At 49.5% G+C, this 22,606-nt stretch carries 22 protein-coding genes and 1 other annotated feature; of the genes, 17 read left to right on the plus strand and 5 right to left on the minus strand.

Annotation, left to right across the window (positions count from 1 at the left end; translation table 11 throughout):
• Positions 1 to 31: 31 nt before the first annotated feature.
• Together A1OO_RS20215 and A1OO_RS20220 are read right to left on the minus strand one after the other, a co-directional pair.
• Complete coding sequence (locus A1OO_RS20215; protein WP_016961148.1) at positions 32 to 1,378, minus strand: glutamine synthetase family protein; 1,347 nt, start codon at positions 1,376 to 1,378, stop codon at positions 32 to 34.
• Positions 1,371 to 2,144, minus strand: a complete 774-nt coding sequence (locus A1OO_RS20220) for a gamma-glutamyl-gamma-aminobutyrate hydrolase family protein (RefSeq protein WP_017004239.1) — start codon at positions 2,142 to 2,144, stop codon at positions 1,371 to 1,373. Before A1OO_RS20220 ends, A1OO_RS20215 begins: the two co-directional genes overlap by 8 nt.
• A gap of 318 nt (positions 2,145 to 2,462) precedes the next feature.
• On the opposite strand from A1OO_RS20220, the gene A1OO_RS20225 reads away from it, so the two are divergent.
• The 17 genes from A1OO_RS20225 (at position 2,463) to pseI (ending at position 18,000) form a co-directional block, all read left to right on the plus strand.
• A complete protein-coding gene (locus tag A1OO_RS20225) occupies positions 2,463 to 3,872 on the plus strand; it encodes a glutamine synthetase family protein (protein ID WP_241819211.1) in 1,410 nt (469 codons plus the stop codon).
• 110 nt (positions 3,873 to 3,982) lie between these two features.
• Positions 3,983 to 4,483, plus strand: a complete 501-nt coding sequence (locus A1OO_RS20230; protein ID WP_017004241.1) for a YchJ family metal-binding protein — start codon at positions 3,983 to 3,985, stop codon at positions 4,481 to 4,483.
• A 60-nt stretch (positions 4,484 to 4,543) separates the two neighbouring features.
• A complete protein-coding gene (locus A1OO_RS20235) occupies positions 4,544 to 4,732 on the plus strand; it encodes a hypothetical protein (RefSeq protein ID WP_017004242.1) in 189 nt (62 codons plus the stop codon).
• A gap of 282 nt (positions 4,733 to 5,014) precedes the next feature.
• Positions 5,015 to 5,154, plus strand: a sequence feature (His leader region).
• A gap of 70 nt (positions 5,155 to 5,224) precedes the next feature.
• On the plus strand, positions 5,225 to 6,121 hold the full coding sequence (gene hisG, locus A1OO_RS20240; protein WP_016961143.1) for an ATP phosphoribosyltransferase: 897 nt from the start codon (positions 5,225 to 5,227) through the stop codon (positions 6,119 to 6,121).
• Positions 6,122 to 6,124: 3 nt separating this feature from the next.
• Positions 6,125 to 7,420, plus strand: coding sequence for a histidinol dehydrogenase (gene hisD, locus A1OO_RS20245; protein ID WP_017004243.1), 1,296 nt, complete (start codon positions 6,125 to 6,127; stop codon positions 7,418 to 7,420).
• A gap of 20 nt (positions 7,421 to 7,440) precedes the next feature.
• Positions 7,441 to 8,481, plus strand: a complete 1,041-nt coding sequence (gene hisC / locus A1OO_RS20250; RefSeq protein ID WP_026023970.1) for a histidinol-phosphate transaminase — start codon at positions 7,441 to 7,443, stop codon at positions 8,479 to 8,481.
• A gap of 25 nt (positions 8,482 to 8,506) precedes the next feature.
• A complete protein-coding gene (hisB, locus tag A1OO_RS20255; protein ID WP_017004244.1) occupies positions 8,507 to 9,574 on the plus strand; it encodes a bifunctional histidinol-phosphatase/imidazoleglycerol-phosphate dehydratase HisB in 1,068 nt (355 codons plus the stop codon).
• Positions 9,575 to 9,585: 11 nt separating this feature from the next.
• Positions 9,586 to 10,188 (plus strand): imidazole glycerol phosphate synthase subunit HisH, encoded by a 603-nt coding sequence (gene hisH, locus A1OO_RS20260; RefSeq protein WP_017004245.1) that lies wholly within the window; start codon positions 9,586 to 9,588, stop codon positions 10,186 to 10,188.
• Between the two features lie 2 nt (positions 10,189 to 10,190).
• Entirely contained in the window at positions 10,191 to 10,928 is a 738-nt protein-coding gene (gene hisA, locus A1OO_RS20265; RefSeq protein WP_017004246.1) for a 1-(5-phosphoribosyl)-5-[(5-phosphoribosylamino)methylideneamino]imidazole-4-carboxamide isomerase, read from the plus strand.
• Positions 10,910 to 11,683 carry an imidazole glycerol phosphate synthase subunit HisF gene (gene hisF, locus A1OO_RS20270; RefSeq protein WP_016961137.1) on the plus strand — a complete coding sequence of 258 codons (774 nt, stop codon included), beginning with the start codon at positions 10,910 to 10,912 and terminating at the stop codon, positions 11,681 to 11,683. The genes hisA and hisF overlap by 19 nt, the downstream gene beginning before the upstream one ends.
• Positions 11,680 to 12,318, plus strand: a complete 639-nt coding sequence (gene hisIE, locus A1OO_RS20275) for a bifunctional phosphoribosyl-AMP cyclohydrolase/phosphoribosyl-ATP diphosphatase HisIE (protein WP_016961136.1) — start codon at positions 11,680 to 11,682, stop codon at positions 12,316 to 12,318. Before hisF ends, hisIE begins: the two co-directional genes overlap by 4 nt.
• A gap of 152 nt (positions 12,319 to 12,470) precedes the next feature.
• Positions 12,471 to 13,466 carry a UDP-N-acetylglucosamine 4,6-dehydratase (inverting) gene (pseB, locus tag A1OO_RS20280; RefSeq protein ID WP_017004247.1) on the plus strand — a complete coding sequence of 332 codons (996 nt, stop codon included), beginning with the start codon at positions 12,471 to 12,473 and terminating at the stop codon, positions 13,464 to 13,466.
• Positions 13,463 to 14,617, plus strand: a complete 1,155-nt coding sequence (pseC, locus tag A1OO_RS20285; RefSeq protein WP_017004248.1) for a UDP-4-amino-4,6-dideoxy-N-acetyl-beta-L-altrosamine transaminase — start codon at positions 13,463 to 13,465, stop codon at positions 14,615 to 14,617. The genes pseB and pseC overlap by 4 nt, the downstream gene beginning before the upstream one ends.
• 8 nt (positions 14,618 to 14,625) lie before the next feature.
• Entirely contained in the window at positions 14,626 to 15,327 is a 702-nt protein-coding gene (pseF, locus tag A1OO_RS20290; protein ID WP_017004249.1) for a pseudaminic acid cytidylyltransferase, read from the plus strand.
• Complete coding sequence (gene pseG, locus A1OO_RS20295) at positions 15,324 to 16,391, plus strand: UDP-2,4-diacetamido-2,4,6-trideoxy-beta-L-altropyranose hydrolase (RefSeq protein WP_017004250.1); 1,068 nt, start codon at positions 15,324 to 15,326, stop codon at positions 16,389 to 16,391. Before pseF ends, pseG begins: the two co-directional genes overlap by 4 nt.
• Entirely contained in the window at positions 16,388 to 16,939 is a 552-nt protein-coding gene (gene pseH / locus A1OO_RS20300; RefSeq protein ID WP_017004251.1) for a UDP-4-amino-4,6-dideoxy-N-acetyl-beta-L-altrosamine N-acetyltransferase, read from the plus strand. The genes pseG and pseH overlap by 4 nt, the downstream gene beginning before the upstream one ends.
• An 8-nt stretch (positions 16,940 to 16,947) precedes the next feature.
• Complete coding sequence (pseI, locus tag A1OO_RS20305) at positions 16,948 to 18,000, plus strand: pseudaminic acid synthase (protein ID WP_017004252.1); 1,053 nt, start codon at positions 16,948 to 16,950, stop codon at positions 17,998 to 18,000.
• Positions 18,001 to 18,064: 64 nt separating this feature from the next.
• On the opposite strand, the gene A1OO_RS20310 is transcribed toward pseI, so the two are convergent.
• Genes A1OO_RS20310 through A1OO_RS20320 form a run of 3 tightly spaced genes read right to left on the minus strand, consistent with a single transcriptional unit; the run spans position 18,065 to position 22,591 of the window.
• On the minus strand, positions 18,065 to 19,066 hold the full coding sequence (locus A1OO_RS20310; protein WP_017004253.1) for a formate dehydrogenase subunit gamma: 1,002 nt from the start codon (positions 19,064 to 19,066) through the stop codon (positions 18,065 to 18,067).
• A 48-nt stretch (positions 19,067 to 19,114) separates the two neighbouring features.
• Positions 19,115 to 19,720 carry a formate dehydrogenase FDH3 subunit beta gene (gene fdh3B, locus A1OO_RS20315; protein WP_016961129.1) on the minus strand — a complete coding sequence of 202 codons (606 nt, stop codon included), beginning with the start codon at positions 19,718 to 19,720 and terminating at the stop codon, positions 19,115 to 19,117.
• Positions 19,721 to 19,735: 15 nt separating this feature from the next.
• The gene (locus tag A1OO_RS20320; protein WP_017004254.1) at positions 19,736 to 22,591 is read right to left on the minus strand and encodes a formate dehydrogenase subunit alpha; all 2,856 of its coding nucleotides are present in this window, start codon (positions 22,589 to 22,591) and stop codon (positions 19,736 to 19,738) included.
• Positions 22,592 to 22,606 lie beyond the last annotated feature (15 nt).

The raw sequence follows: 22,606 nt of genomic DNA on the forward strand, positions 1-22,606 counted from the left end.
TCAATGGCAACCTATTAGGTTGTCTCCCTTTTTACACTGTCAGCAATAAGAACTCTCGCTCCCACGAACTGATCACACGTTTGAAGTTTTCCTGCTCTTTACGCTTCACCGCGATATAGCCTTTGGCAAATGACTCGCCGAAATATTCAGCAACTTCATCGCATTTCTCCATGCGTTCCAATGCTCCTTCCAAGGTATACGGCAATGCAGGGCTTCTGATTTCATAACCACGTCCTTGTGCCGGCGGCGTCGGTTTTAGCTCTCTCACCATGCCGATATAGCCACACAATAAGCTCGCTGCGATGGCGAGATAGCAGTTTGCATCAGCGCCCGGCAAACGGTTTTCCACACGTCGATTTTGCGGAGAGCAACTCGGCACACGTAAGCCACAGGTTCGGTTTTCTTCGCCCCATTCGACATTGACAGGTGCGGAGGTATCAGGAAGGAAGCGACGGAACGAGTTCACGTTGGGTGCGAACATCGGCAGCATTTCGGGAATAAATTGTTGAAGACCGGCAATGTGTCCGTAGAACAACGACGAACTGGTGCCATCTTCATTGGTAAATATGTTTTTGCCCGTTTGGGTATCTAAAATACTCTGGTGTAAATGCATTGCACTGCCCGGCTCATCGGTGACCGGCTTAGACATAAATGTTGCCACCACTTCGTGTTTCAGCGCGGCTTCTCGCAATGTGCGCTTAAACAAAAACACTTGATCGGCCAGAACCAGAGGGTCACCGTGACGGAAGTTAATTTCCATCTGTGCAACCCCTTCTTCATGAATTAAGGTATCAATGGCTAAGCCCTGCTTTTCACACCACTCATACATATCTTCAAACAAGGGGTCGAATTCGTTAGCGGCATCGATCGAGAATGATTGGCGTCCTGTTTCCATTCGACCTGAACGGCCAATAGGTGGCTTCAAGGGTAAATCGGGGTTTTCACTGCGAGCGGTGAGGTAAAACTCCATTTCAGGCGCAACAACCGGTTTCCAGTTACGCTCCTCATAGAGTTTCAGCACTTTCTTGAGCAAATTTCGTGGCGTCAACTCGATGGGATTACCCATTTTGTCGAACGTGTCATGAATGATCTGTGCTGTTTTCTCTATTGTCCACGGCAACAGATAAACGGCGTCTTCATCAGGTTTACAAATGAAGTCGATATCCGCTTCATCGAGCAATGAGTAGTAGATATCGTCATCCACATAATCACCGGTCACCGTTTGAAGCAGAACGCTTTCAGGCAATCGCATCTCACCTTCGTGGATAAATTTATCCACGGGTGCAATTTTACCGCGCGCAATACCTGATAAGTCGCCAACCACACATTCGACTTCCGTAATTTCGTTGTCCTTCAACCATTTCTTAAGCTTATTCATATTCTTTCTCACGTGATTTCGCTCTTAGTCTGCAGGCATTCCCGAATACTTCGAAGATAGCTGAATAAAAGGGATTTTTTGTGACTTCCCACTCAGGATGCCACTGAACCCCTAACGCGAAACGTTTTGCATCGATAACAGAGACTGCCTCTATCAACCCATCTGGCGCATACGCTTCTGGTCGCAAACCCTTGCCTAATCGGTCAATGCCCTGTGTATGAACAGAATTGACCTCCGCAAAAGTGCGACCCCACGCCTCGTAGAGAAGGCCTCCAGGTTCGATTGTCACTGTGTGAGAAAGGCCATATTGAACACCCACGGATGCGGTTTTATCTTCTCGATGTTCAATAAAGCCACCAACTTCATGCAGCTTTTGGTGTAAAGAGCCGCCCATCACGACGTTCATTTCTTGAAAACCACGGCAAATCGCCAAAACGGGGACACCCATTTCAATAGCGGCTTTCATTAAGGGCAATGTGGTGGCATCGCGTTCTGGGTCGTGATGAGCATCTGTACCGCTTGGCATGCCTTGATAGTGATGAGGTTCAATGTTGGAAGGAGAGCCGGTGAACAAAAGGCCATCAAACGAGGCGAGCAATTGCTTCATAGGAAGCGCATCGCCCAATGCAGGAATAATCAACGGGCAACAACCCGAGCCATCAACAACACCTTTAACGTATTTGTCGCCAGCAATATGGAAGGGATGCAATCCCAGCTGAGCACTGCAACCTGTCACGCCGACTAATGGCGTTGTTGAACACTGCATACCGTCCTCTACTTTGTCGTTAATTCCATGTGATGGGATAAGTTAAAAACCGTTATCACCACTTAACGCGTTCGTTTTTTCACACGCTACACGTTAAAAATAAATTACGCAAGTGACCAACTCAACAAAATCAACCTAATTGTTTATCAATTTCTTAACATTGTTAATTGCCTGATTTATCCGCGCTTATCGCATTGATTTGCAGCAAAAATAAGGAATTTGTGACGTGGAGCGCGGTTGACATTATTGCGTGTTTACTATTCACTCAGAGGTACACATCGAGGTGGCCAATATAATTTACACTCAGGTAGGTGTTTAATGCGATATCAAACAGACAAGGAAATGTTTACGCCTGAAGATACAAATTTACCGGATGCACAAGAAGCGATTCAGTTTCTCGAACAAAATCCGGATATTGAATTTGTCGATCTGCTGTTACTTGATATGAATGGCATCGTGCGGGGCAAACGCGTCGAGAAGGATAAACTGCCCAAGGCTTATGAACAGGGCATAGCATTACCTATCTCTATTTATGGCATGAACATTAAAGGCAACCCAGTCGAGGAAACCGGATTGGGATTGGAGATTGGCGAATCCGATGCGATCTGTTTCCCGGTTTCAGGATCACTGACACGCCAGCCTTGGCAAAAGCGTCCCATTGCTCAGGTCATGCTCGAGATGTATGAAAAGAGTGAAATGCCCTTCTTTGGCGACCCACGAATGATCCTTCGTCGGGTATTACGTCAAATGCAAGAGCGCGGCTTGAACCCCGTTTCGGCCTTTGAGCTTGAGTTTTACCTCATTGACAGTAAAACGCCGGGTAAAGCGCCATTGCCGCCAATCTCTCCTGTGACAGGAAAACGACCTGAGAATACACAAGTCTATTCGTTGGATGACCTTGACGAGTATGCCGACCTGCTTACCGATATTATCGAAGCAGCCCGTGAGCAAGGCCTACCTGCTGATACCATCGTTGCCGAATCTGCGCCCGGTCAATTTGAGATTAACCTCAAACATACCGATGATGCGCTCGCCGCATGTGACCATTCAATACTGCTTAAACGCGTGATCAAGCAAGTCGCCCATGATCATGATCTCGACATCACCTTTATGGCAAAGCCCTACGCCGACCAGGCCGGCAATGGCATGCATCTGCATATCAGCTTACTTGATGAAGAGGGAAGAAACGTCTTTCAACCTGAGGAAGACGGCCAGGTCACCGACACCATGCGCTATGCACTGGGTGGTTTGCTTGAGCTGATGCCACAGTATTTTTCAATCTTGTGTCCGAACATCAATTCGTATCGCCGATTCAGCCCAGATTTCTATGTGCCAAACGCAGCGACTTGGGGTCTGGAAAACCGCACCACAGCACTTCGTATTCCCGGCGATTTACCAGAGGCAACACGAATTGAACACCGTGTGGCAGGGACTGATGCCAACCCCTATTTGATGATGAGCGCCTTCCTCGCTTCGATCATGCATGGCATCGATAACAAAATTGAACCCTGTGATCCCATCGTCGGTAATGCTTATGACATGGACACCACGCCATTGCCCACCAACCTTCGTGACGCGTTAAGGTTGCTGTCGTCGTCAGATGTCTTGCGACAATATCTCGGTACTGATTTTGTCGACGTGTTCGTCACCTGCAAAGAGAAAGAACAGGAAGAGTTTGAGCAACACATCACTAACTTAGAGTACGACTGGTACCTTCACGCATTCTAGTGACGATATACCGATGTCAGCTTTCTTCCTCCCACAATGACATCGATATATTGACTCTTTGTGGCTAGCCTTCGAAAATGAACCGGATTTTATTCATTCGGTTCATTTTCATGACTGCTCAGCCTTCTAAAGCTTCAACACAAACACTTTGCCCATGCGGCAGCCAGCAGCCTTATAACCAATGCTGCGAACCTATTCATCATCAACACAGCAATGCGGATCACCCAGAAAAACTGATGCGCGCACGTTACAGCGCACATGTTGTTGGATTAGTGGACTTTGTTGTTGCCACCTATCACGCCTCTTGCCACGCAGAAGAACACCGCGAGGCCATTGCCAAATCAGTGAAGAGCCGATGGCAAATGCTGCAAGTCCTATCAAGCTCTGTTGATGACGGTGGCAAGCAGGGTTTCGTCGAATTCAAAGCCCACTATGCAGAAGACGGCACGCCTTACTGCCTGCATGAAAAATCGCGTTTTGTCACTGAAGAGAAAAACGGTGAAACCCTTTGGTTTTACATTGATGGGGAATACCCAAAAATCGAGAAAGTGGGCCGAAACGATCCTTGTCCTTGTGGAAGCGGTAAAAAGCATAAAAAATGCTGCGGTTAGAAAACACTCAAGCTGATTGATTTTTGGTCGATATATAGGGGGAGCAACTCATGAGGACATATGATGGCTTGGTTCCCCAAAATCTCAGACTATTCACCACAAAAAGTGAATAACGTCTCGAAGCAAAATAAAACAGAGCAGCAAAAACAAAAGCTTGTTGATGAAGAAGAGCACGACAACGCTGAAAACGAACAGCAGCCCGCATCGACAGATAAGAAAAACGATGGGTTGTTAGATGTTTATGTCTGATCGAAAAAACCTTCGTCTTATTTCCGGTCTTTCATTCCCTACCCCTTGCTCCATCGCAAAGTAAGCAGAAGAAAAGTGTCATAAAACCTTCGCGAAATTGACCCGTTTGCACTCCCGCTCATCTCCTTTTAAGCCATTGCCCTTTCTCATAGTCGCTAATTCGTTAAACACACAAATTACTTGTTGCAATATTTAATGAGTTTGTTAGTGTTGAGCCCAAGCAAACGTTTACTCGTTTACATATTGAGAGAAGACACAAATGCAAAAAACACTAATGACCATTCACCACCACCATCACCCTGAGTAGTCTTTCGGGTAGATTGGTTTCGACTGGAAGACAGGGATTTAGGTTCTTCCAACGGTCATTATAGTGAATACAAGATTCAGACCCCCGGAAGCGAACCTTCCGGGGGTTTTTACATTTTAGGATTAAAAATTGTGGCAACGTCTTCTAGAAGGAAGCGTTGATACCAAAGATACAGGGATTAGATCATGCAAACAGAACGTCTAAGAATCGCAATACAGAAAAAAGGCCGTCTCGCAAAAGAGTGTTTTGAACTGCTTAAGCGCTGCGGTGTGAAAATCAATGTCTCCGGTGATCGTTTGGTCGCCCACGCAGAAAATATGCCTCTCGACCTATTGCTGGTGCGCGATGATGATATCCCGGGCCTCATCATGGATGGTGTTGTCGATCTGGGTGTGATCGGTGAAAACGAACTTGAAGAAGTGCGTTTAGAGCGAGTCAAGGTTGGCGAACCAAGCGAATACAATAAACTTCGTCGTCTTGATTTTGGTGGTTGCCGCCTGTCTGTCGCCGTTGAAAAAGACCAAGACTACAACGGCCCACAAGATCTAGCGGGCAAGCGCATTGCGACCACCTACCCTAACATTCTGAAAGCCTACCTCGACCAGCAAGATGTTAAATTCAGCACCTGTATGTTGAATGGTTCGGTTGAAGTTGCGCCGCGCGCAGGCCTTGCTGACGCGATTTGTGATCTCGTTTCTACTGGCGCGACCCTCGAAGCTAATGGCCTGAAAGAAGCAGAAGTTATCTTCCGTTCAAAAGCCGTGCTTATCCAACGTACTGGCGAGTTTGCTGTCGACAAAGCTGAGCTTATCGATCGCCTTCTTACCCGCATCAACGGCGTTATTAAAGCCAAAGAATCCAAATACATCATGCTTCATGCGCCAAGTGAAACGCTTGAGAAAATCGTTGAGTTACTGCCAGGTGCAGAAGATCCAACCATCCTGCCATTGGCGCATGACAAACAACGCGTTGCCGTTCATCTTGTGAGCACTGAAAATCTGTTCTGGGAAACCATGGAAAAACTGAAAGCACTAGGCGCAAGCTCTATTCTGGTGCTGCCAATAGAGAAGATGATGGAGTAAGCCATGAAAACAGTGGTTTGGAAATCGCTCAGTGACCAGCAGAAGGAAAGTTCATTAGAACGCCCTGCTATCTCAGACAGTGCTTCGATTACGGAAGCCGTTCAAAGCGTGATCAGTGATGTACGCCAAGGTGGTGACGCCGCACTAAAAGCACTGACCGAGAAATTCGATAAAGTCGTCCCTGAAAACATTCGTGTTAAACAGGAAGAAATCGATGCCGCTGAGTCACGTTTGGGTGAGGAGATTAAAGTCGCGCTCAAGCAAGCCTATGACAACATCGCTTGTTTCCATCAAGCACAAAAAGCACAGCCGCTGACTGTGGAAACCATGCCGGGTGTTGTGTGTGAGCTTGTCACCCGTCCGATCAATCGTGTGGGTTTGTATATTCCCGGTGGCAGCGCACCTTTGCCGTCTACCGTGTTAATGCTTGGCGTTCCCTCGCAAATTGCAGGTTGCCGTAAAGTGGTACTTTGCTCGCCACCACCTATTGCAGACGAAATCCTCTACGTTGCGAAACTGTGTGGCATTGATCAAGTGTATAACCTTGGTGGCGCACAAGCGGTTGCCGCCATGGCTTATGGCACTGAAACTGTCAGCAAAGTGGACAAAATTTTCGGCCCAGGCAATGCGTTTGTGACCGAAGCTAAACGTCAAGTCAGCAACGATCACCAAGGCGCAGCGATTGATATGCCTGCTGGCCCGTCTGAGGTGCTAGTCATTGCAGATGAAGAGGCAGATGCCGATTTCGTTGCCGCAGACTTACTCAGTCAAGCCGAGCACGGCCCAGACTCACAAGTTGTGCTAGTCACGCCGTCTCCCGTATTGGCAGACAGAGTCGCCGATGCCGTGCAGCAACAACTTTCGGTACTAAGTCGCGCGGACATTGCCAGCAAAGCCTTGGGTTCAAGCATTATCATCATCGCTGAAAGCCTGACCCAATGTATCGCCATCTCAAACAATTATGGTCCTGAGCACTTGATTGTTCAGACCAAAAAACCGCGCGAACTATTACCGCTGCTGGATAATGCAGGTTCTATCTTCTTGGGCGCTTGGTCGCCAGAATCTGTGGGTGATTACGCGTCTGGTACCAACCACGTACTGCCAACCTATGGTTATACACGCACTTACTCAAGCCTCGGGCTTGCGGATTTTAGTAAGCGTATGACGGTTCAAGAGCTATCCGCAGATGGCCTGCAAGCGCTCGCACCCACCGTGGTAGCAATGGCAAATGCAGAAGGTTTAGACGCGCACCGCAATGCGGTCACTATTCGCGTCAACAAGCTTAATAAATTGCAGTAATTTTGGGGTGAGTGATGGATATTGAAAAATTAGCTCGTAAGGATGTTCAGGCGTTGACCCCTTACATGTCTGCCCGCCGCTTAGGTGGTCAAGGTGATGTCTGGCTAAATGCCAATGAATCACCCTTTAACAACGAATACACCATTAATGGAGCTGGTCTTAATCGCTATAGCGAATGTCAGCCAGATGAACTCATCCGTGCGTATGCAGACTATGCGGGCGTGCGTCCAGAACAGGTGCTCACCTCTCGTGGCGCGGATGAGAGCATTGAGCTTCTTATTCGTACCTTCTGCGAAGCAGGCGAAGACAGCATTCTTTTCTGCCCGCCGACCTATGGCATGTATGCCATCAGTGCGGAAACCGCAGGTGTTGAGCGAAAAATCGTTCCACTGACGCCAGAGTGGCAGCTAAACATCGCTGAGATCGAAAACAATCTCGACGGTGTGAAACTGGTTTTCGTCTGTAGCCCAAATAACCCAACGGGCAACCTGATTGAGCGCAAGGACATTGAAGCACTGTTAGAAATGACCGCAGGTCGCGCACTGGTTGTGATGGATGAAGCCTATATTGATTTCTGCCCTGAAGCGTCGACCGTTGACCTTTTGGTTCGTTATCCAAACCTTGCGATTTTGCGCACCATGTCGAAGGCCTTTGCTCTCGCGGGACTGCGTTGTGGCTTCACCATTGCCAATCAACAAGTTATCCAGCTGATGCAAAAAGTGATCGCGCCTTATCCTGTGCCTGTGCCCGTGACGGAAATTGCTTGTCAGGCACTGTCTGAAGCCGGTCTTGCCCGCATGAAGTATCAAGTGTTGGATCTGAGTGCTAACCGTGCTTATTTGCAAGCAGGTCTTTCCATGTTACCGGGTGTGCAAGTGTTTGATGGCTATGCTAACTACCTTCTGGTGAAATTCGACGACGCGGAACTGCTGTTTACCGCCCTTTGGGACAACGGCATTATTCTTCGCCGCTCTCCGATTGAAGGCTGCATTCGTATCAGCATCGGCAACCGTGAAGAATGTGAAAAAACTCTGACCTTTATCCGCCAGCAACTGGCATAAAGAGCGAAACGAAAAGGAATTTGTAGTGAAAGAAAAAATCCTCTTTATTGACCGCGATGGCACATTGATTGTTGAGCCGCCTGTCGATTTTCAAGTCGACCGCCTCGACAAACTGAAGCTAGAGCCTGATGTCATTCCTGCTCTGCTTGCGCTTCAGGATGCAGGTTACAAGCTGGTGATGGTCACCAACCAAGACGGTTTGGGTACCGACAGCTACCCACAAGCTGATTTCGATGCGCCACATAATATGATGATGGCGATTTTCGAATCTCAAGGCGTTAAGTTTGCTGACGTTTTGATTTGCCCGCACTTCGACAACGAAGGATGTAGCTGCCGCAAACCCAAGCTGGGTTTGGTGAAAGACTACCTCCAACAAGGCCGAGTGGATTTCAAAACCTCCGCCGTGATTGGCGATCGTCAAACCGATCTGCAATTGGCTGAGAACATGGCGATCCGTGGTATTCAATACCACCCAGAAACCATGAACTGGAAACAGATCCTCAAAGATTTGACGACGTCCCCACGCGTTGCTTCAGTGGTTCGCACCACCAAAGAAACCGATATTTGTATCACGGTAAACTTGGATGAAAGCGGCGGCAACAGCATCAGCACAGGCCTTGGCTTTTTTGATCACATGCTAGATCAAATCGCCACACACGGTGGTTTCCGCATGGTAGTCGCAGTAGAAGGTGACTTGCACATCGACGACCACCACACGGTAGAAGACACCGCGCTAGCGCTGGGCCAAGCACTGAAAGAAGCCCTTGGCAACAAACGCGGCATCGGCCGTTTTGGCTTTAGCCTGCCGATGGACGAATGCCTTGCACAATGTGCCTTGGATTTGTCTGGTCGCCCTTACCTGAAATTCGACGCGACGTTCTCGCAAGACAAAGTCGGCGATCTATCAACCGAAATGGTCGAGCACTTCTTCCGCTCATTGACGGACACCATGGCCTGTACGCTGCACCTTTCCTCGGATGGTGATAACACGCACCACATCGTTGAAAGCCTGTTTAAGGCTTATGGCCGTACATTGCGCCAAGCGATCCGCGTTGAAGGCAACGAGCTGCCAAGCAGCAAAGGCGTACTCTAAGGAGAGATAGTATGAGCGACGCAAACATTGTCATTATTGATACCGGATGCGCCAACGTCAGCTCTGTGCGTTTTGCCATTGAGCGCTTAGGTTACGACGTCACGATTAGTCGTGACCCTGCCGTAGTACTGGCCGCTGACAAACTGTTTCTTCCTGGTGTTGGCACGGCGACCGAGGCAATGAAAAACCTTGAAGAACGCGATTTGATCTCGCTCGTTCGTGACGTCAAACAGCCATTACTTGGCATCTGTTTGGGCATGCAGTTGTTGGGCAAGTCATCACAAGAAGGTAAAGCAGCTGTTAACTGCCTTGGCCATGTTGATGCTGACACCACACTGATGGAAACAGGCAACTTACCGCTTCCACACATGGGTTGGAATACGGTCACTCCCGTGAATAACCATCCCCTGTTCAAAGATATCCCAGAGAACAGCTACTTCTATTTCGTGCACAGCTACGCCATGCCAGTGGGCGATTACACCATTGGCCAATGTGACTACGACAAGCCTTTTAGCGCTGCGGTACAAAACGGCAACTATTACGGCGTTCAGTTTCACCCAGAGCGCTCGAGCAAAGTTGGAGCGCAGCTGATCAAAAACTTTTTGGAGTTATAAGGATGATAATTCCTGCTTTAGATTTGATTGATGGACAAGTCGTCCGCCTTTATCAAGGCGATTACGGCCAAGTCACCGAATACAAAGTTGACCCTCGTGAGCAATTCGCGCTGTACCACAATGCAGGCGCAAACTGGCTACATTTGGTCGACTTAACCGGCGCAAAAGACACCACTGCTCGCCAGCTTTCTATCATCGAATCCTTGATTGAAAGCACTCCCGCGAATATTCAAATTGGCGGAGGCGTTCGTAAAGAAAGCGATGTTGTAGAACTGCTTCGCGCAGGCGCAAAACGCGTAGTGATTGGTTCAACTGCCGTGAAGCAGCCAGAAATTGTGAAGGGCTGGATGCAAAAATACGGCGCGGAACATATCGTCTTAGCACTGGACATCAATATCGATGAAAACGGCAATCGCATGGTTGCGGTATCAGGCTGGCAAGAAGATTCCGGCGTGACTATTGAAGCACTGCTGGAAAATTTCCTTACTGTGGGCTTAAAACATGTTCTGTGTACCGACATTTCCCGTGACGGCACATTGGCAGGTTCCAACGTTGAGCTCTACAAAGATCTTTGCGCAGCCTACCCGCAAGTTCAATTCCAATCTTCAGGTGGCATTGGTTCTCTGGCAGACATTGACGCGCTCAAAGATACTGGCGTTGCGGGTGTCATCGTGGGTCGTGCCCTGCTAGACGGCAAATTCACCGCAGAGGAGGCATTCGCATGTTGGCAAGAAGAATAATTCCCTGCCTAGACGTTCGTGATGGTCAAGTCGTCAAAGGCGTTCAGTTTCGTAACCACGAAATCATTGGTGACATCGTCCCACTTGCTGCACGTTATGCGGCTGAAGGCGCTGACGAATTGGTGTTTTACGATATTACTGCATCAAGCGATGGTCGCGTCGTAGACAAAAGTTGGGTAGCACGTGTTGCCGAAGTGATTGATATTCCTTTCTGCGTGGCAGGCGGCATCAAAACCGCAGAAGACGCACAGCGGATTTTGGAGTTTGGTGCAGACAAAATCTCCATCAACTCCCCGGCCCTAGCGAACCCAGAACTGATCACTACGCTTGCCGAAAAGTTCGGCGTGCAGTGCATTGTTGTCGGCATTGATTCTTACTACGACAAAGACACGGGTAAGTATCAGGTTTACCAATTTACAGGTGACGAATCGCGTACCAAGGCCACCAAGTGGGAAACCCGCGATTGGGTGCAGGAAGTGCAAAAGCGCGGCGCAGGTGAAATCGTGTTAAACATGATGAACCAAGATGGCGTGCGCAATGGCTACGATCTGGAGCAACTCAACATGGTGCGCGAAGTGTGCCACGTGCCTTTGATTGCATCCGGTGGTGCGGGTGAAATGGTGCACTTTGCCGAGGCATTCAACAAATCCAACGTTGACGGTGCACTCGCAGCCTCCGTATTCCACAAGCAAATCATTAATATTGGTGAGCTAAAACAATACCTAAAACAACAAGACGTGGAGATCCGCTTATGAGCCAGACAGATGGAACCGCCGCACTGGCTGAACGCATTGATTGGGAAAAGATTGACGGTCTCGTGCCTGCCGTGGTGCAAAATGCCACCAGCGGTCAGGTATTGATGCTGGGCTACATGAACCAAGATGCGCTAGCGAAAACACTCGAAACCGAGCAAGTGACATTCTGGTCTCGCACCAAGGAGCGTCTTTGGACCAAAGGCGAAACCTCCGGTAACGTGTTGCAGCTTAAACACATCGACTTGGATTGCGACAAAGACACCCTGCTGGTACAAGTCGACCCTATCGGCCCAACCTGCCACCTTGGCACCGAAAGCTGCTTTGGCGAAGACAATGAAAGCAAGCCTGCTCTGGTGTTCCTTCATCAATTGGAGCAAGTGTTGGCTTCCCGTCGAGGATCCGATCCTTCTACGTCTTACACCGCGTCCCTTTACGCTAAGGGTACCAAGCGTATTTCGCAGAAAGTTGGCGAAGAAGGCGTCGAAGTCGCGCTTGCAGCGACGTCGGGCGATAAGGAAGAGTTGATTAACGAATCCGCCGACCTGATGTACCACCTTATGGTATTGCTGCAAGATCAAGATTTCTCCTTACAAGATGTGGCGAACAAACTGAAAGAGCGCCATAAGTCATCATAATCCCTGATAACGTCCGCACAATGAGGCAACTTCATGAGAAGTTGCCTTTTTTTTCGACACCTAATCACGCTGTAGGCATTTTTCTGCGATCAAATTGGCATCGATACGTTAAAATTTCATTTAACTACTGAGACAAATGCTTAAGGGTTGAAATGTTTAACGGCAAGTCGATTTTAATCACCGGCGGTACCGGATCCTTCGGAAAAAAATACACCCAAACTATCCTTGCGCGTTATAAGCCTAAGCGACTCATCATTCTGTCTCGCGATGAACTGAAGCAGTTCGAAATGCAGCAAGATTTTAATCATCCTTCCATGCGCTATTTCATTGGTGATGTGCGTGATGCTGACCGCATGATGCAAGCGATGAATGGTGTGGACTATGTCATTCATGCTGCAGCACTCAAGCAAGTGCCTGCCGCCGAATACAATCCGATGGAGTGCATTAAAACGAACGTGCATGGCGCTGAAAACATCATTCGCGCCGCCATCGCTAACAACGTCGAAAAAGTCATTGCCCTGTCGACAGACAAAGCCGCAAGTCCCAACAACCTATATGGCGCTACCAAACTTTGCTCCGACAAACTTTTTGTCGCGGCTAACAACATGAGAGGCGAAAGCCAAACTCAGTTTGCGGTTGTGCGTTATGGCAACGTGGTTGGCTCCCGCGGTTCAGTTGTGCCCTTCTTCAAAAAGCTCGCCGCAGAAGGGGCTGAGTCGCTGCCAGTGACCCATCCAAACATGACCCGTTTTTGGATAACCTTGCAACAAGGTGTCGATTTCGTTCTCAAGAATTTTGCTCGCATGCAAGGTGGCGAAATCTTCGTGCCCAAAATTCCATCTGTTCGCCTCATCGATTTGGCCAATGCGTATGGAAATGGCTTACCGATCAAAGAAGTCGGCATTCGACCGGGCGAAAAAATGCATGAAATTATGTGCCCCAGCGATGACTCCCACCTCACGCTAGAGTTTGATGACCATTACGTCATGCGTCCAACCATCAAGTTCTATTCAGCAGATTATGACTATTCACACAATCCTCTCGGTGAAACAGGCACACCTGTTCCTGAAGGATTCGAGTATCACTCTGGCAGCAATCCTGAGTTCTTGGACGTTAAACAAATATTGGAATTTGAGCAGCAGTCATGATCCCCTACGGCAAACAAACTATCAGCCCAGCTGACATTGATGCGGTCGTCGATGTGCTTAGCTCTGATTTCATTACCCAAGGTCCAAAGGTGGGTGAGTTTGAACACGCCATTGCATCCAAAGTTGGGGCGAGTTATGCCATCGCGTCGAACAGCGCGACCTCCAGCCTTCACCTTGCCTGTTTAGCGTTAGGCTTAAGAAAAGGTCTGCGCCTTTGGACATCGCCAAATACCTTTGTTGCCTCGGCGAACTGTGGGCTTTACTGTGGCGCAGAGGTCGACTTTGTCGATATCGACCCTGTCTCCTATAACCTTTGCCCTGAAAAGCTGGCTGAAAAACTTGCGCTAGCGGCACAAGAAAATACCTTGCCGCACATCTTGGTTGCCGTACACATGTGCGGACAAAGCTGCGACATGGAAGCGATCCATCGCTTATCAAAGCAATACGGTTTCAAGGTGATTGAAGATGCTTCCCATGCCATTGGTGGGCGCTATCAGGGGGACTATATTGGTAGTTGTCGTTACAGCGACATCACGGTGTTTAGCTTTCATCCGGTGAAAATCATCACCACCGCCGAAGGTGGCATGGCGATAACCAATGACCCAGCACTTGCCAAGGCATTAGAAAGCTTGCGCAGTCATGGCGTGACTCGAGACCCCGCCGAGCTTGTCGATGCTGGACAAGGCGCTTGGTATTACGAACAGCAAGGCCTGGGTTACAACTACCGCATGACAGATCTTCAAGCGGCTCTAGGCGTATCTCAATTGACTCGTCTCGATGCGTTTGTCAAACGCCGAAATGCGCTTGCACGTCGCTACAACCGCTTACTCGAGAACCTACCACTGGCTACGCCGACACTACTCGAATCGTGCGAGTCGGCATGGCATTTGTATGTCATTCAGTTAGCGGAACCGGATTGCCGCCGCCACGTCTTCGATACGCTGCGGGCAAAAGGGATTGGCGTGCATGTTCACTATATTCCTGTGCACACGCAGCCCTATTATCGGGAACTTGGTTTCGATTGGGGCCAATTCCCTATTGCTGAAAATTATTACCATGCTGCGCTAAGTCTGCCGCTGTTTTTTGACATGACGGAAGACGAACAAGATCAGGTTGTGGCAGCACTTGCTGAGGCGCTTAACGCCAATTAAAGGACACAATGAAAGTCTGTATTATCCCTGCCCGAGGCGGCAGCAAGCGCATTCCAGGTAAAAACCTTAAACCCTTCATTGGTCAGCCTATCATCGCCTATGCCATCAACGTGGCGAAGCAGTCAGGTCTATTTGATCGCATTATCGTGTCCACCGACAGCGAAGAAATCGCTGCCGTTGCCACAGAATATGGCGCAGAGGTTCCCTTTATTCGTCCATCAGACATCGCCAACGATCACGCCACCACGCTGGATGTGATTAAGCACGCCATCGAATGGTTGAACGATCATGACCAAAGCCGTATCGAGGCGGTCTGTTGCCTGTATGCCACCGTGCCATTTACACGCACTTCAGATCTCGAAGAAGGCCTTGCATTGCTGCAAAGTGAAGGCACCAAATACACCTTCGCCAGCACGCGTTTTTCATTCCCGATCCAGCGCAGCATCCGCATGACCGAAGAAGGTAATGTCGAAATGTTCTGGCCTGAGCACTTCTCAACGCGCTCCCAAGATTTAGAACCGGCTTATCACGATGCAGGCATGTTCTACTGGGGTACGCCCACCGCTTTTGTATCAGGTTTGCCTATCTTTGCACCCCATTCAAAATCGGTACAAATTCCCCATTTTCGCGTGCAAGATATCGATGAACCCGATGACTGGCTACGTGCTGAAATGCTGTATGAAATTCTCTCAAAACGAGGCGAGTTGTGAACGTCGCCATTCGCGTGGATGCGTCGAGTCAAATAGGCACAGGACACGTGATGCGTTGCCTCGTTCTTGCCAAAAAGCTGATCGAGCACGGACACCATGTGCGCATGCTTAGCCGAGAACTAACGGGGAATTTGCTTGCGTATTGCCACCAACAAAACATCCATGTGATTCCCCTACCTGCCATTGAAGAAACCTTTTTGCCGGAGACTGGCGATTACGCGCACTGGTTAGGCGTAACGCAGGAAGAAGATGCGCATCAGTGTCTCGCGATGTTGGAGGACATTACCCTCGACTGGGTTGTTTTTGATCATTATGCGATTGATGAAAAATGGCAATCGCTAATGAAAACATCAGGTGCCAAGGTGCTCGCCATTGATGATCTCGCCAATCGTAGGCATGCCTGCGATATCTTGCTTGACCACAATCCTTGGCCTGACGTTGAAAACCGCTACCACTCATGGGTGCCCACTGGATGCCAACAACTGCTCGGCCCTCGCTTTGCGTTGTTGCGCGACTCATTTTCAGCGCTTCGAGATCACGATTTGAGCGTAATAAAAAACCAAATTGTGGCCTTCTTCAGTGGCACAGACCCAACAGGTGAAACGCTCAAACTTCTTCACGCCTGTCAGCAATTTTCTACGCTGCCCTTTAACGTTGTCATTGTCTATGGCATGGCAAATCCGCGAAAAGAAGCACTGTTAATGGAAGCCGTGCCTGAGTTTATCGAATTAGTTGAAAGCCTTCCTGACTTCGAAACAGAACTGGCTTGCTCGCGCTATGCATTTGGGGCTGCGGGTGTTAGCGCGATCGAACGTACCTGTTTACGCTTGCCCAGCACCTTGGTGTCAGTTGCTGAAAATCAGCGTGACATGGCAGAGCACCTTGCCAAATCTGGACAGTATCGTTATCTCGGTTTGAGTAATATCACAACAGCCTCTCGCTATGCACAAGAGTTGACTTGGCTCGCCGAACATTGGGATGCTTTGCCGCTTCGTTTGCCTGAATCAGACATTGACGGGCTAGGCGCAGAACGTGTCGTTCGCGCAATGGAGAATTGCCAATGAGCGAGATGACGCCCTGCGACAACACCAAAACAACGCTGCGCCCAATGACAGAAGCAGATTTAGCGATGGTGAGAGAGTGGCGCAACGACCCCGCGGTTCGCCAGTTCATGTTCACCCAACACGACATCAATGCCGAGGAACACCGATGCTGGTTTACTGGCATTGCTGATGATCAGACCAAGCGATGTCTGATCGCTCTGATTGATGAAACACCTATTGGTATGGTCTCTTTCACCAACATTGACGCCACCTCTGGCTCAGCCGAGTGGGGCTTTTACAAAGATCCATGTTCGCCGATCGGTACGGGGATTCGCCTACTTCAAGCTGCGCTGGTTTATGGCTTTACTGATTTAGCGCTGAGACAAATTGATAGCCGTGTACTTTGCACCAATTCTAAGGTGCTGCACCTCCACCACAAACTTAGTTTTCGCAAAGACGAGAGCGTCGCGGTGTTACAAAATGACTGTGGTGACGCTATTCCTTACTGCGTATTTCATTTATCACGAGAGCAGTGGACACGCAGCGCTAACCACTTAACAGAGTATTGAATCTAGCTATGACGCAATGCATCACGATAGATCGTCGAAAAATAGGCCCAGAGCATAAGCCCTATGTCATCGCGGAAATGTCGGCGAATCATAATGGTTCCCTAGAACGTGCTTTTCAGACCATCGAAATGGCAAAACGCGCGGGTGCTGACGCTGTCAAAATGCAAAGCTACACCGCCGATACCATCACCCTGAATTGTGCTTCTGCAGAGTTTCAAATTAAGGGCGGCTTGTGGGATGGCAGAACACTCTATGACCTCTACCAAGAAGCTCACACGCCATTTGATTGGCACAAACCGTTGTTTGATAAAGCGCGCGATGTGGGTATCACGCTCTTCAGTACCCCATTTGATTTTTCTGCCGTTGATTTACTCGAAGATCTCAACGCACCCGCGTATAAAATTGCCTCATTTGAAGCGATTGATTTGCCCCTGATCCGTTACGTTGCTCAAACAGGCAAGCCGATGATCATTTCTACCGGCATGGCTAACAACGACGAAATCGCAGAAGCGGTTGCGATGGCGCGAGACAGTGGCTGCAAAGAGTTGGTTTTGCTCCATTGCATCAGTGCTTATCCGGCGCCTGCATCGCAAAGTCATCTGCGCACCATTTCCGATTTGTCTTCGCGTTTTCACACCATTGGCGGCCTGTCTGATCATACCCTCGGCACTACCGTGTCCATTGCAGCTGTGGCGCTTGGCGCGTCTGTGATTGAAAAGCACGTTACGCTCAGTCGCAACGATCCAGGGCCAGATTCCACCTTTTCGCTCGAGCCTCATGAGCTTGAGGCGCTATGCCGTGACACGGGCATCGCATGGCAGGCACTCGGCCAGGCAGATTATCAACTCAAAGACGCAGAAAAAGCCAATGTGCAATTTCGTCGATCTTTGTATATCAGTGACGATATCAAAGCAGGTGACAAATTCACTGCGCAGAACGTTCGCAGCGTCAGACCTGGCTTTGGCTTAGCGCCAAAATATTATGACGATGTGATAGGAAAAACGGCGAGTGCAGACATTGCCTTTGGTACCGCACTTCGATGGGACATGGTCACCAAGTAGCTAAAAACAAAAAGCCAGCGAGAATTCGCTGGCTTTGTCGATAATTCATCATCACTCTGACTGACTAAACTTTTTGTTCATCCGTCGAGGGCTGCTTGCCTTCTTGTGCGGGTTGATTTTGCACTTCTTCCAACCACAGCTTGTGGTGTTGTTTAGCCCATGCTTCATCGACATAGCCTGTCGCCATGCCTTCAAACGCACCTTCTGTACCCGCGGTACCGATATAGATGTGCCCGAACGCGGCAGCCAGTAAGCCCAAAGATGCAATACCGTGGATAACGTTAGCGATTTGCATGTCTGTGCGGGTTTGACCGAAGATCGGAAAATCCATCACTAAACCCGTAATACACACCACCACACCCACGGTTGCTAACAACCAGAACCATATCTTCTCGCCGCCGTTACAAAAGCCAGCATCAGGGTGTTTACCGTTAGGTAAAATACCACCGCCTTGCTTAAACCATTCAATGTCGACCTTGTTGATCATGTTGTTCTTAAACCACTTCACTAACATGCAAAGCAGACCAAGGACGAACAAAGGGCCTAAGTAGTTATGCGACAGTTTCGCGGCGTAGATAATACTTCCCCACAAGGCCTCTGGTGCAACCGGTTTAATAAAATGTCTACCGTACAGCAGCACGACACCTGACAGCCCCAAAATGAGGAAGTTGATCGCGGTAAACCAATGCATTGCGCGTTCAAATGGCGACCAGCGGTGCACCTTTTTTCCTGTGCGTTCATTCGTTAGTTTGATGCGACCTGCCCACAGATAGAAAAGCAGTAGGCTTGCCGCAGATGCGCCCATAAAGATAAGCCCCAGCGGGCTAATCCATTGGTTGCGAACCTCACGCCATCGCTGTCCATCAACATTAATTAACTGACCCGCTTCAGCGCCAGTGGCGACAGTGAATCCCGACTCGCCGGATTTCACTTCTCGCCAATACTCAGGTCCTGCCAATTGCACCATCTCTCTTTGCGGATCGGCTGTTTCAGCCTGTTCCGCAAACGAAGTGGGCACGGCAAAGCTGGCGATCACCATCAGCATGGCGAGCAATGTTCTAAACATATCTCCTCCTAATGCTGCTGAGACGAACCCAGCAGCTCTCCATGCTCATCAGCTTTTTGTGGCGTCATAGGCAAGATCATTCCCGTTCGTCCAGCCAGCACCTTTCGCGCCACGCTCTACCACGCGCTGACGGAAGACCGCAGAGATTTTCTCCGCATCACCCGCAAGCAGCGCTTTGGTTGAGCACATTTCGGCGCACAATGGCAATTTGCCCTCTGCAATTCTGTTCGCACCGTAAAGCTCACGCTCTTTGGCAGAACCATCAGGCTCAGGACCGCCCGCACAGAAGGTACATTTATCCATCTTGCCACGCTCGCCAAACGCTGCCGTTTTCGGAAACTGAGGTGCACCAAACGGACAAGCAAACAGGCAGTAACCACACCCTATGCACGTTTCCTTGTTGTGAAGCACAATGCCATCTTCAGTACGATAGAAGCAATCTGCTGGGCAAACGGCCATGCAAGGCGCATCCGCACAGTGCATACAGGCAACAGAGATCGAGTTCTCACCCGCTTCACCGTCGTTTAATGTGACGACTCGGCGGCGTTGGATGCCCCAAGTCACCACTTCTGAGTTCGCGTTACTGCACGCAGTGACACAACCGTTGCACTCAATGCAGCGTTTGGTATCACACAAAAATTTCATATCGGCCATAATGTATGCTCCCTACTACGCTGGAATGATCTTACAAAGGGTGACTTTGGTTTCCTGCATCACAGTAACCGGGTCATAACCATAAGTGGTCGCGGTGTTAGCAGACTCACCAATCACGTACGGATCCGCACCTTCTGGATACCTATCAAGCAAGCTTTGTCCTTGGAAGACCCCGCCGAAGTGGAACGGCATAAATGCCAGCCCTGCATACACACGCGGTGTGATCATGGCTTTCACCTTCACACGACCTTTATCTGCGCCTTCGACCCACACATCTTGTCCATCAACAATCCCGATATTGTTCGCATCAACAATGTTGATTTCGACAAACATCTCTTGCTGCAAAACGGCTAGCCAAGGGTTAGAGCGTGTTTCCTCGCCCCCCCCTTCATATTCCACCAAGCGACCGGACGTCAGAATGATCGGGTAATCCTTCGCGGCATCAATGTCTTGAATCGACTTGTATAGCGTAGGAAGACGGTAGATATCGGCTTTGTCATCCCATGTCGCATACTCGGGGAGCAAATCCCGACGTGGCGTATAAAGCGGTTCACGGTGAAGTGGCACGCGATCTGGGAAGGTCCACACAATCGCGCGCGCTTTGGCATTACCGAAAGGAATACAACCGTGATTAATCGCGACGCGTTGGATGCCACCCGATAAGTCAGTCTTCCAGTTTTTGCCTTCAGCAGATGCTTTTTCTTCTGCATTCAGGTCATCCCACCAGCCAAGTTGCTTGAGCATCTTGTCAGTAAACTCAGGATAGCCATCTTCCAGTTCACACCCTTTTGAATAGCTGTCCACGGCCAATAAGCTTTGCCCTTCAAATTCCACCCCGAATCGTGCACGGAAATTACCGCCGCCACGCGCGACTTCTTTGGATGTGTCATAAAGAATGTGGGTGCCGGGGTGCTTCATTTCTGGCGTTCCCCAACATGGCCAAGGCAGGCCATAGGTTTCACCATTGACAGGGCCACCCTGCGCTTCGAGTGTCGTGGTATTGAAGGTATGCCAGTTTTTCTGGTGCTCTTTAATACGCTCTGGGCTTTGACCGGTATAACCGATCGTCCACATGCCGCGATTGAACTCGCGGGTGATGTCTTCAACCACAGGTTCGTCGTTTTTCACCGCAATATTTTTGAAAAGCTGATCGGAGAAACCGAGTTTGTTCGACAGCAGATACATGATGGTATGGTCAGGTTTGGAATCGAATAACGGCTCGATAACCTTGTCACGCCACTGTAGCGAACGGTTTGACGCCGTGACTGAACCATAAGTTTCAAATTGCGTTGTGGTCGGTAGTAGATACACGCCATTTTTTCGGTTGTTCATGACAGCAGCAACGGTCGGATACGGGTCAACAATGACCATCAAATCCAGTTTTTCCATTGCTTTGCGCATTTCTGGCCCACGAGTTTGCGAGTTCACCGCATGGCCCCAGTAGAACATGGCGCGAATGTTTGATTTCTGCGCGATTTTGTCTTTGTCTTCCAGCACGCCATCAATCCAGCGAGAAACCGGAATACCGTTGCTATTGATAGGTTTTGAACCGTTGTATTCAGCGGGGTCAAAACGGTCTTGAATCCACTTCTGATCAACCTCCCACACTTTCGACCAATGTTTCCACGCACCATCAGACAGGCCGTAGTAACCCGGTAGGGTGTGTGACAATACGCCTAAGTCCGTCGCGCCTTGAACATTGTCGTGACCGCGAAAAATGTTAGCGCCGCCGCCGGATTTACCAATGTTACCCAGCGCCAGTTCTAACACACAGTAGGCGCGAGTGTTGTTGTTACCTGTGGTGTGCTGGGTTCCACCCATACACCAAACCACACAGCCTGGACGGTTTTCAGCCAAAATTTTCGCTGCTTGGTACATGTCATCACGGCCAACGCCCGACACACGCTCCACTTCTTCAGGCGGCCACTTGGCAACTTCTTCACGAATTTCTTCGAGACCAAAAACGCGCTGATGGATGAATTCTTTGTCTTCCCAGTTGTTATCGAAAATGTGCCACAGCAAGCCCCAAATAAAGGCAATGTCTGTCCCTGGACGCAATGAAACGAAATGATCACTTTTCGCTGCAGTACGTGTGCGACGAGGATCAGCGACGACGATCTTACAGCCATTTTTCTCTTTGGCGATAAGGATATGCTGCATCGCAACGGGGTGTGCCTCCGCAGGGTTCGAGCCAACAAAAAGCATCGACTTACAGTTATGCATGTCGTTAAAAGAGTTGGTCATGGCTCCGTAACCCCACGTATTGGCGACGCCCGCTACGGTAGTGGAGTGACAGATACGTGCTTGGTGGTCAACGTTGTTGGTACCCCAAAGCGACGCCATTTTGCGGAACAGATACGCTTGTTCATTGCTGTGTTTGGCCGAGCCAAGGAAGTAAACCGCATCAGGGCCAGATTGCTCACGGATTTCTAGCACTTGATCGCCAATTTCATTCAGCGCAGTGTCCCAGCTGATTTTCTGCCATTTGCCGTCAACCAGCTTCATCGGATATTTCAGGCGACGTTCACCATGACCGTGCTCACGCAGAGCCGCACCTTTGGCGCAATGTCCGCCAAGGTTGAACGGGTGATCGAACGCTGGCTCTTGGCCTGTCCATACCCCGTCTTGTACTTCCGCATACACGCCACAGCCCACTGAGCAGTGTGAACAAATAGTGCGCTTTTGTTCGACAGGCTTATTGGGATCGGCGTCTTTCGCCGCCGCTTTTTTCATCATGCCAGGTGCCAACATACCTGCCGCCGCGATGCCCCCTGCTGTTGCCAGAGAGGTATTTCGCATGAACGTACGGCGAGACACACCCAGCTGCTTTTCGTCCTTGCTGACCGAATCAGAGCGTTTCGTTAGTTTCATTGTTAAACTCCATCT

This window comes from Enterovibrio norvegicus FF-33 (assembly GCF_000286835.2).
Lineage (GTDB): Bacteria > Pseudomonadota > Gammaproteobacteria > Enterobacterales > Vibrionaceae > Enterovibrio > Enterovibrio norvegicus_A.

What these genes read in the sequence shown, in the direction of transcription:
- hisA (WP_017004246.1), top strand. Translation starts at nt 10,191, where the DNA reads ATGATAATTCCTGCTTTAGATTTGATTGATGGACAAGTCGTCCGCCTT.
- pseI (WP_017004252.1), top strand. Translation starts at nt 16,948, where the DNA reads ATGACGCAATGCATCACGATAGATCGTCGAAAAATAGGCCCAGAGCAT.
- hisG (WP_016961143.1), top strand. Translation starts at nt 5,225, where the DNA reads ATGCAAACAGAACGTCTAAGAATCGCAATACAGAAAAAAGGCCGTCTC.
- hisH (WP_017004245.1), top strand. Translation starts at nt 9,586, where the DNA reads ATGAGCGACGCAAACATTGTCATTATTGATACCGGATGCGCCAACGTC.
- fdh3B (WP_016961129.1), bottom strand. Translation starts at nt 19,720, where the DNA reads ATGGCCGATATGAAATTTTTGTGTGATACCAAACGCTGCATTGAGTGC.
- hisD (WP_017004243.1), top strand. Translation starts at nt 6,125, where the DNA reads ATGAAAACAGTGGTTTGGAAATCGCTCAGTGACCAGCAGAAGGAAAGT.
- pseH (WP_017004251.1), top strand. Translation starts at nt 16,388, where the DNA reads ATGAGCGAGATGACGCCCTGCGACAACACCAAAACAACGCTGCGCCCA.
- A1OO_RS20215 (WP_016961148.1), bottom strand. Translation starts at nt 1,378, where the DNA reads ATGAATAAGCTTAAGAAATGGTTGAAGGACAACGAAATTACGGAAGTC.
- A1OO_RS20310 (WP_017004253.1), bottom strand. Translation starts at nt 19,066, where the DNA reads ATGTTTAGAACATTGCTCGCCATGCTGATGGTGATCGCCAGCTTTGCC.
- pseC (WP_017004248.1), top strand. Translation starts at nt 13,463, where the DNA reads ATGATCCCCTACGGCAAACAAACTATCAGCCCAGCTGACATTGATGCG.
- hisF (WP_016961137.1), top strand. Translation starts at nt 10,910, where the DNA reads ATGTTGGCAAGAAGAATAATTCCCTGCCTAGACGTTCGTGATGGTCAA.
- A1OO_RS20225 (WP_241819211.1), top strand. Translation starts at nt 2,463, where the DNA reads ATGCGATATCAAACAGACAAGGAAATGTTTACGCCTGAAGATACAAAT.
- A1OO_RS20235 (WP_017004242.1), top strand. Translation starts at nt 4,544, where the DNA reads ATGATGGCTTGGTTCCCCAAAATCTCAGACTATTCACCACAAAAAGTG.
- A1OO_RS20320 (WP_017004254.1), bottom strand. Translation starts at nt 22,591, where the DNA reads ATGAAACTAACGAAACGCTCTGATTCGGTCAGCAAGGACGAAAAGCAG.
- hisIE (WP_016961136.1), top strand. Translation starts at nt 11,680, where the DNA reads ATGAGCCAGACAGATGGAACCGCCGCACTGGCTGAACGCATTGATTGG.
- A1OO_RS20230 (WP_017004241.1), top strand. Translation starts at nt 3,983, where the DNA reads ATGACTGCTCAGCCTTCTAAAGCTTCAACACAAACACTTTGCCCATGC.
- A1OO_RS20220 (WP_017004239.1), bottom strand. Translation starts at nt 2,144, where the DNA reads ATGCAGTGTTCAACAACGCCATTAGTCGGCGTGACAGGTTGCAGTGCT.
- pseB (WP_017004247.1), top strand. Translation starts at nt 12,471, where the DNA reads ATGTTTAACGGCAAGTCGATTTTAATCACCGGCGGTACCGGATCCTTC.
- pseF (WP_017004249.1), top strand. Translation starts at nt 14,626, where the DNA reads ATGAAAGTCTGTATTATCCCTGCCCGAGGCGGCAGCAAGCGCATTCCA.